Here is a 7,336-nt window from a genome sequence, read left to right on the forward strand (position 1 = left end):
GCATAACAATTGGTTCAAACCGTTCGCTTCGCTCACTGGGGCGGGCTAAAGCCCGCCCCTTAACCAAACGTTAGGGAGCCCATGGGTACAATCCGAACACTCACATACTCGATCATCGCATCGATAACTGTATTTTTACTCAACAACTTACTTACTGTGCTATTTCTTCCAAGCTTGAGAGATTACATCAATATGGCCTCATCACTAGGGTTTAGCCTAATTGTCTGGGGCGCTCCCGCGCTAGCTGTCTCTCTATTCACAGCGAAGGCATACCCAGCAAACGCTACCATAAAAGCAATATCAATTGCATTCTTTACATGCGCGCTAATATTTTCAACAACAGAAGTAGTAAATTACGCACCAGAAGCACCAGCAAGCATGCTATCTAACCTTATCTATCTACTTCCGTTCATTTCGGTTGCAGCGGCAGTAATGCTAGGTTTTTACTTTGGGCTTAAGCGAACGATCCCTAACTAGTGATTCAAGCCGTTCGCTTCGCTCACTGGGACGGGCTAAAGCCCGCCCCCTTAAGAAAACGTTAGAGGCTACTCACATACATCGAGGCCAACAACCATGAAATACGAAGACCAGAAAATTTCAGAAGTTGTTCTAGCACTGCTTGGAGTGTTTGAGTTTGAGAACGGCAGGGTATGGAAGAGAATTGAATTCAGCGTCATGGACGAACTATTTGAAAAAGGCTATATCACTGACCCCAAAGGCAAATCTGAGTCTGTTTACTTAACAGAAGAAGGTTTGCAACTGGCTAAAGAGCTTGCTAAAAAGCACTTCTCAGCACAAGAGTAGCCTCTAACAATTGTATATGGACTCTCCCCACAAGTAGTGAGCAAAGCTTTTCTTCTGCACCTGTCGTCAGCGCGGTTGCATGCGTATATCCGGCCTGTGATGGGCGCTTGGCCCTGGCCATTCTGTAGTTCGCGCAGCGGGGGCCAAGCGTTCAATCGATCACGCAGATCATGATTGTTATCGACCTTATTCCGCTGCAGGACTCGCCTGTTCCGACAGTGCTGCTGCTCACCACAACCACATGAAAACCATCACACCTCTCTGACTACTCCCGACGTCAGGCGGGCTTGATGCTTTGCCCGAATAACCCCTTGGTTTTGAACCGTGCTGCGTGACCGGCTCTGAGGCCGGTCGTATGCGGTGTGGCGTTTGTGAACGCGATGGGTTGCTGAGCTGGAGGGCGGGTGGTGTCGTGAGTTATCGCGAATGAATTCGCTCCTACAGGTTGGTCAACGTTTGGTGGGCTCTCTGGTCATCTACGCGCCCTCATCTTTGCCGCTGCGCATTAACCTGAACTATCGGTCACCTCCGGCAATCCCCTCCTATGACCCGTCAGCGCGAGCCTGGCGAAGCGGCGCGCATGGTGCGCGCGCAGCGGCCAGGGGCGCCCAGCGATCAGGAGTTGTCATGACTGCCACTACGCACTATCACTACCGCAGTACCCCCAATCCACTACACGCGGTGTTACTGGCCGGTACGGTGCCGCTGTTTCTTGGCGCGCTATTGAGCGACTTTGCCTACTTTCGCACCTACCAGATTCAGTGGAGTAACTTTGCCTCCTGGCTGATTGCCGGTGGGCTGGTGTTTTGTGGTTTGGCGCTGTTGTTTGCGTTGGTCAATCTGCTGCGCGCCGGGCAGAAACGCGGCCGGCCGCTGACCTACTTTTTGTTGCTGTTGGCGACTTGGGCGTTGGGTTTTCTTAATGCTCTGGAGCATGCCAAGGACGCCTGGGCGGTGATGCCGGTTGGCCTTGCGCTGTCGGTGGTGGTTGCCGTGCTGGCGGTGGTGGCGACCGGCCTTGGCCTGAGCAACCTGCGCAATGGAGGTGAAGTATGAAGTCTGTTAGCGCATTGACTGCCCTGAGCCTGGCAGTGCTGTTGAGTGGTTGTGGCGGCGACGAGCCTGATCGCGCCCAACTGTTGGGTGCTGACCCCAAATTGCCTGAACCTGAGCGTGGCCTGTTGCCCAGCATGAAGATCGCCGAGCCGGCGGACTGGGGCGATGAGCTGCCGACCGTGCCGGAGAATTTCACCATCACCGCGATTGCCACCGACTTGCAGATCCCGCGGCAGACGTTGGTCCTGCCCAATGGCGACATCCTGGTGGCGGAAGGGCGCGGCGGTAATGCGGCGAAGCTCAAGCCCAAGGATGTGATTGCCGGGTATATCAAGGCCCAGGGCAATACCTCGGTCGACAGCGGCAATCGTCTGACCCTGTTGCGCGATGCCGACGGCGACGGCACCTACGAGCTGAAAACCGTGTTCGCCGACAACCTCAACGCGCCCTACGGCCTGGCCCTGGCCGATGGAAAGTTGTACGTGGCCAATCAGGATGCGCTGGTGCGCTTTGATTACACCGAGGGCCAGACCGAGGCCAGCGGCGAGCCGACCAAGGTCACCGACCTGCCGTCAGAGATCAACCACCACTGGACCAAGGCGCTGACCGTCAGCCCGGACGGGCGCTACCTGTATGTCGGCATCGGCTCCAACAGCAACATCACCGAGCGCGGCATGGAGGCCGAGGTCGACCGTGCCCTGGTCTGGCAAATCGATGCCGAAACCGGCGCCCATAAGCCCTATGCCACGGGGTTGCGCAACCCTACAGCGCTGGCGATTCAGCCCGGCAGCGGTCAGTTGTGGACGGTTGTCAACGAGCGAGACGAGCTGGGCGAGGACCTGGTGCCCGATTACCTGACCTCGGTGCAGGAGGGGGGCTTCTATGGCTGGCCCTACAGTTACTGGGGGCAGAACGTCGACACCCGAGTGAAACCGCAAAACCCGGAGAAGGTCGCCGCGGCGATCAAGCCGGACTACAGCCTGGGCGCCCATGTCGCGGCGCTTGGCCTGGACTTCTCCACGGCGGCCATGGGCGAGCAGTTCGCCGAGGGCGTATTCGTCGGTGAGCACGGCAGCTGGAACCGCAAGAATCCGGTGGGTTACAAGGTCAGCTTCGTGCCGTTCAGCAATGGCCGTCCCTCCGGCCCGCCGGTGGACTTCGTCACTGGCTTTCGCTCTGCCGACGGCAAGACCCGTGGCCGCCCGGTGGGGGTGACGGTCGACCCGCGTGGTGCGCTGATCGTGGCGGACGATTTGTCCAACACGGTGTGGCGGGTGGTGCGCACGCAGTAAGCCATCTTAGGTGGACGATTGCGCGAAGGTGTCGCTACGCATGCCTTCACGGCTTGTTATGGGCTATGTCCCTTGGATGTTGCATAGGGACGAGCGGCACGAATCGCCGAGTAGGGTGCGCCGCGTGTTCAGCCAGCGGCGGTGCGCACGCCGCACCCTACGGCTCCACCCTTACAAGCCTGCGAGCAACTTGCCAGCCAGCGCGTGCAACTGGTGTTGCTCGGCTGCGCTGAGGCCGCCGAGGACGCGCTGCAGGTTGGCGACGTGGGCGGCGAGCATGCCGTCGATCAGCTCGAAGCCGGCAGGCGTCAGGGCGACCAATACGCCGCGGCGGTCGCTGGGGTGTTTGCGACGTTCGATCAGGCCGACCTTTTCCAGGCGGTCGATGCGGCTGGTCATGCCGCCGGATGAAATCATCGCGCTCTCGTACAACGCCGTGGGCATCAGGGCGTAGGGTTCGCCTGCGCGGCGCAGGGTGGCGAGCAGGTCGAATTCGCCTGCCTGCAGGCCATGCGCGGTGAAGAACGGCAACAGGTGATCACGGCTGAGGACCTGTGTCAGTTCACTCAGGCGGCCAATCACCGCCATGGCGAACCCGTCCAGGTCGGGACGGTGCTGTTGCCACTGTTGTGCGGCCAGTGTTGCGCGGTCTTGCATATCGCCCTCAATTTATCTTGCTATCAAGATACTTTTCCAAAAGAATGTCGCCATCGTAACGTATCCCCAGTATGGAGACAGCCCATGCCCTCATTAAACCGCCGCCCGGTGTTGGCGTTAACGCTCTTGCTGATTATCGGTGCGCTGATGGGGCTGACCAGCAACCTGGTGAAGCTGGCCGTCGGCGCCGGCTGGTCGCCGCTGGCCTTCCTGTTGTGGAGTCTGCTCGGTGCCAGCCTGCTGCTTCTGTTGCTGACCCGCCTGCGTGACAATATGCCGGGGCTGGCGCCGCGTTTGCAGCGTTACTACCTGGCCTCGGGTCTGCTGAGCATCGCGTTGCCCAATGCGCTGTTGTTCAGCGCCATTCCCCATGTCGGCGCCGGCTTCGCGTCGATGTGTTTGGCTTTCCCGCCGCTGATCACCTACCTGCTGGCGCTGGCCTTACGCATGGAGGCGATGAGCCGCGTGCGCCTGCTGGGCATCTGCATCGGCCTGGGCGGCAGCCTGCTGCTGGCCCTGGATAAACTGCACAGCGGCGACAGCCCGTTGGCCTGGGTGCTGATCACCTTGTGCGTGCCGCTGTTCCTCGCTGTGGGCAATATCTACCGTTCGCTCTGCTGGCCGCCGGGTGCCAGCCCGCTGTCACTGGCGCCGGGCATGCTGCTCGGCGGCGCCTTGTTGATTGTGCCACTGGGGTTGTTCGGCATGGAGCTGCGGCCGACCTTCGGCAGTGCGTGGGCCTTGACCCTGTTGCTGCTGCAGACGGCGCTGTTCGCCATCCTTTACGCCCTGTACTTCGTCCTGCAGAAGCTGGCCGGGGCGGTATTTCTCAGCCAGATCGGCTCGGTGGCGGCGATTCTTGGCGCCGCCATAGCCATCACCTTGCTGGATGAGCGCGGCAGCCTGTGGATGCTGTTGGCCGCGCTGTGCATTGTCGGCGGGGTGCTGCTGGTGGCCTGGCGTGGCGCCCAGGAGTCGCGACCATGAAGCGCGAGACGCTGTTGCTGCTGGCGATTGTGCTGCTGGGTCTGAACTTGCGTCCGGTCCTGGCGGCCATCGGCCCGCTGCTTGACCGTATCCAGGCCGACAGCGGCCTTGGTCATCTCGGCGCCAGTTTACTGACCAGCCTGCCGGTGGTGGTCATGGGCCTGGGGGCACTGGCGGGCGGCCAGTTGAGCCGGCGTCTGGGCGAGCGGGCCGGGATCTTCTGCGGCCTGCTGCTGATTGCCCTGGCCTGTGGTTGGCGCGGGCTGATGCCCGATAGCCTGTCGCTGATCGCCAGCGCTTTGCTGGCTGGCGCCGGCATTGCCTTTGTCCAGGCGTTGTTGCCGGGGCTGATCAAGGCGCGCTATGCAGCTGACAGTGGTCGCCTGATCGGTTTTTACAGTTGCGCAATCATGGCCGGCGCGGCCCTGAGTGCGGCCCTCACGCCCTGGTTTGCGGCCTGGCTGAGCTGGCCGCTGGCGCTGTCTGTGTGGGCATGGCCGGCATTCGCTGCCGCCGGTTTGTGGTGGCGCACCGCGCCGATCGACCTCGTACCGCCGCAGGCTGCGGGCAGCAGACTGAACCTGTGGCGTTCACCGCGTGCCTGGTTGTTGATAACGTTTTTCGGCCTGGGTACCGGGGGCTACACCCTGGTGCTGGCCTGGCTGCCGCCGTACTACACGGCCCTGGGCTGGAGCGCTCAGGCCAGCGGTCTGCTGCTGGCGGCCCTGACCCTGTGCGAGGTTGTCGCCGGGTTGCTGGTCTCCAGCCTGTTGCCGCGTTTTACCGATCGGCGGGTATTGCTGGCGGTGGTACTCAGCGCCTTGCTGGCGGGCCTGCTGTGTCTGCTGTGGGCACCTCTGGCGTTAGCTGGGCTGAGCTGCTTGTTGCTGGGCGTGGGTATCGGGGCGTTGTTCCCGCTGTCACTGGTGGTCGCCCAGGATCACCTCGACGACCCACGGCAGACCGGTGATTTGCTGGCCTTCGTGCAGGGCGGCGGTTACCTGATCGCCGCCTGCGCGCCCTTGCTTGCCGGCCTGTTGCGGCTGTACGCCGATGACCTGCGCCTGAGTTGGTTGGCCATGGCCGTGGTGACGCTGGGGCTGATGGTGATGGCGGTGCGCTTCAAACCGGGCAGTGGGCATTTTCATCTGCACCGGGCTGCGCTTAGCTAAGGGCGTGCGCCGTAGAAGTTGCCCCGCGCTGCTGTTGGCAGTGTGGGGCAGGGTGGCTAGGTTACTGGGGCTTACGCGCTATACAGCGGGTAATCCACGTAGCCTTCAGCATTGCCGCCATACATGGTGGCGGGGTTCAGTGGGTTCAGCGGCCAGTCATTGGCGATGCGCGCCGGCAGGTCCGGGTTGGCGATAAACGGGCGACCAAAGGCAACCAGGTCGGCCATGCCAGAGTCCAGCAGTTGCGCGCCGCTTTGCGCGGTGTAGCGCCCGGCATAGATGATTGCCCCGCTAAAGGTGGCACGCACATCACGGCGGAAGGCTTCGGGCATGGGCGGTGCGTTGTCCCAGTCGGCTTCGGCGATGGACAGGTAGGCGATGCCGGCATTCTCCAGCACCTTGATCGCTTCGATATAGGTGGCGTGCGGGTCTTCTTCGACCAGGCCCAGGTAGGTGCGCGCTTCATCGGTGCTGGTGAACAGCGGGGCGAAACGCACACCGACTTTTTCTTTGCCGATGCACTCGGCCACGCCGGCGACGATCTCGCGCAGAAAACGCAGGCGGTTGTGCAACGAGCCGCCGTACTGGTCGTCGCGGTGGTTGCTGTGCGCGGAGATAAACTGGTTGACCAAGTAGCCGTTGGCGCAATGCAGTTCGACACCGTCGAAGCCCGCCTCCATGGCATTGCGCGCGGCCTGGATATATAGCTGCACCAGCTCCTCAACCTCGGCGGTGCTCAAGGCGCGAGGTGCGGAGGGCGGCACCAGCTCGCCGGTGCCTGGTCCGGTTTCGATAAATACGCTGACGCGGTCGGTGGCAATCGCCGAGGCCGAAACCGGTGCAGCGCCGTCGGGTTGCAGCGCGGTGTGGGACACACGGCCCACGTGCCAGAGCTGGGCGAAGATCACCCCGTCCTTGGCGTGCACGGCCTCGGTCACCTTGCGCCAGCCGGCAATCTGCTCGGCCGTATGGATGCCCGGTGTCCAGGCATAACCCTGGCCGCGCGGCTCGATTTGCGTGCCCTCGGTTACCAGCAAGCCGGCGCCAGCGCGCTGCTGGTAGTACTCGGCCATCAGCTCGTTGGCCACGTTGCCGGGCTGGCTGCTGCGCTGGCGGGTGAGCGGGGGCAGCATGATTCGGTTCTTGAGCGTATGGCGGCCGAGGGTGACGGGGGTGAAGAAGCTGCTATTTTCCATGGGGACTGCCTGTGTGGGTAAATGTTTGAAGGTTAAATTAGACCGGTCGACTATTTGTTGGGTAAAAATTAAAGCTGTGCCTCACCGCGTAGCCTGGGTCGAGCGAAGCGACACCTGGGGCATCCATACCCGGGTATCGCGGAGCTCAACCCAGGCTACCGGCTGTGTGCAC

At 61.7% G+C, this 7,336-nt stretch carries 7 protein-coding genes; 5 read left to right on the forward strand and 2 right to left on the reverse strand.

Annotation, left to right across the window (positions count from 1 at the left end; all coding sequences use genetic code 11):
- Window positions 1–573 precede the first annotated feature (573 nt).
- The 3 genes from BMW49_RS07395 to BMW49_RS07405 all read left to right on the forward strand — a co-directional run bounded on the left by BMW49_RS07395 (window position 574) and on the right by BMW49_RS07405 (window position 3,152).
- The gene (locus tag BMW49_RS07395; protein ID WP_069517759.1) at window positions 574–804 is read left to right on the forward strand and encodes a DUF6429 family protein; all 231 of its coding nucleotides are present in this window, start codon (window positions 574–576) and stop codon (window positions 802–804) included.
- A gap of 627 nt (window positions 805–1,431) precedes the next feature.
- Window positions 1,432–1,860, forward strand: a complete 429-nt coding sequence (locus BMW49_RS07400; RefSeq protein ID WP_069517756.1) for a DUF2231 domain-containing protein — start codon at window positions 1,432–1,434, stop codon at window positions 1,858–1,860.
- A complete protein-coding gene (locus BMW49_RS07405) occupies window positions 1,857–3,152 on the forward strand; it encodes a PQQ-dependent sugar dehydrogenase (RefSeq protein ID WP_069517754.1) in 1,296 nt (431 codons plus the stop codon). The genes BMW49_RS07400 and BMW49_RS07405 overlap by 4 nt, the downstream gene beginning before the upstream one ends.
- A gap of 171 nt (window positions 3,153–3,323) precedes the next feature.
- Here the strand turns inward: BMW49_RS07405 and BMW49_RS07410 are convergent, their stop codons facing one another.
- Entirely contained in the window at window positions 3,324–3,809 is a 486-nt protein-coding gene (locus tag BMW49_RS07410; RefSeq protein ID WP_069517752.1) for a MarR family winged helix-turn-helix transcriptional regulator, read from the reverse strand.
- 84 nt (window positions 3,810–3,893) lie between these two features.
- On the opposite strand from BMW49_RS07410, the gene BMW49_RS07415 reads away from it, so the two are divergent.
- Together BMW49_RS07415 and BMW49_RS07420 are read left to right on the forward strand one after the other, a co-directional pair.
- Window positions 3,894–4,796, forward strand: coding sequence for a DMT family transporter (locus BMW49_RS07415; protein ID WP_069517750.1), 903 nt, complete (start codon window positions 3,894–3,896; stop codon window positions 4,794–4,796).
- Window positions 4,793–5,968, forward strand: coding sequence for a cyanate transporter (locus BMW49_RS07420; RefSeq protein ID WP_069517748.1), 1,176 nt, complete (start codon window positions 4,793–4,795; stop codon window positions 5,966–5,968). The genes BMW49_RS07415 and BMW49_RS07420 overlap by 4 nt, the downstream gene beginning before the upstream one ends.
- Before the next feature lie 71 nt (window positions 5,969–6,039).
- Here BMW49_RS07420 and BMW49_RS07425 read toward each other — a convergent pair whose 3' ends face one another.
- Window positions 6,040–7,164 carry an alkene reductase gene (locus tag BMW49_RS07425; RefSeq protein ID WP_069517746.1) on the reverse strand — a complete coding sequence of 375 codons (1,125 nt, stop codon included), beginning with the start codon at window positions 7,162–7,164 and terminating at the stop codon, window positions 6,040–6,042.
- Between the last annotated feature and the right edge of the window lie 172 nt (window positions 7,165–7,336).

The sequence above is a fragment of the Pseudomonas cuatrocienegasensis genome (assembly GCF_900110925.1).
In the GTDB taxonomy this organism is placed as follows: Bacteria; Pseudomonadota; Gammaproteobacteria; order Pseudomonadales; family Pseudomonadaceae; genus Aquipseudomonas; species Aquipseudomonas cuatrocienegasensis.

Excerpts from the sequence above, each read along its gene's own strand:
- BMW49_RS07395 (WP_069517759.1), top strand. The coding sequence starts at position 574 with ATGAAATACGAAGACCAGAAAATTTCAGAAGTTGTTCTAGCACTGCTT.
- BMW49_RS07400 (WP_069517756.1), top strand. The coding sequence starts at position 1,432 with ATGACTGCCACTACGCACTATCACTACCGCAGTACCCCCAATCCACTA.
- BMW49_RS07405 (WP_069517754.1), top strand. The coding sequence starts at position 1,857 with ATGAAGTCTGTTAGCGCATTGACTGCCCTGAGCCTGGCAGTGCTGTTG.
- BMW49_RS07410 (WP_069517752.1), bottom strand. The coding sequence starts at position 3,809 with ATGCAAGACCGCGCAACACTGGCCGCACAACAGTGGCAACAGCACCGT.
- BMW49_RS07415 (WP_069517750.1), top strand. The coding sequence starts at position 3,894 with ATGCCCTCATTAAACCGCCGCCCGGTGTTGGCGTTAACGCTCTTGCTG.
- BMW49_RS07420 (WP_069517748.1), top strand. The coding sequence starts at position 4,793 with ATGAAGCGCGAGACGCTGTTGCTGCTGGCGATTGTGCTGCTGGGTCTG.
- BMW49_RS07425 (WP_069517746.1), bottom strand. The coding sequence starts at position 7,164 with ATGGAAAATAGCAGCTTCTTCACCCCCGTCACCCTCGGCCGCCATACG.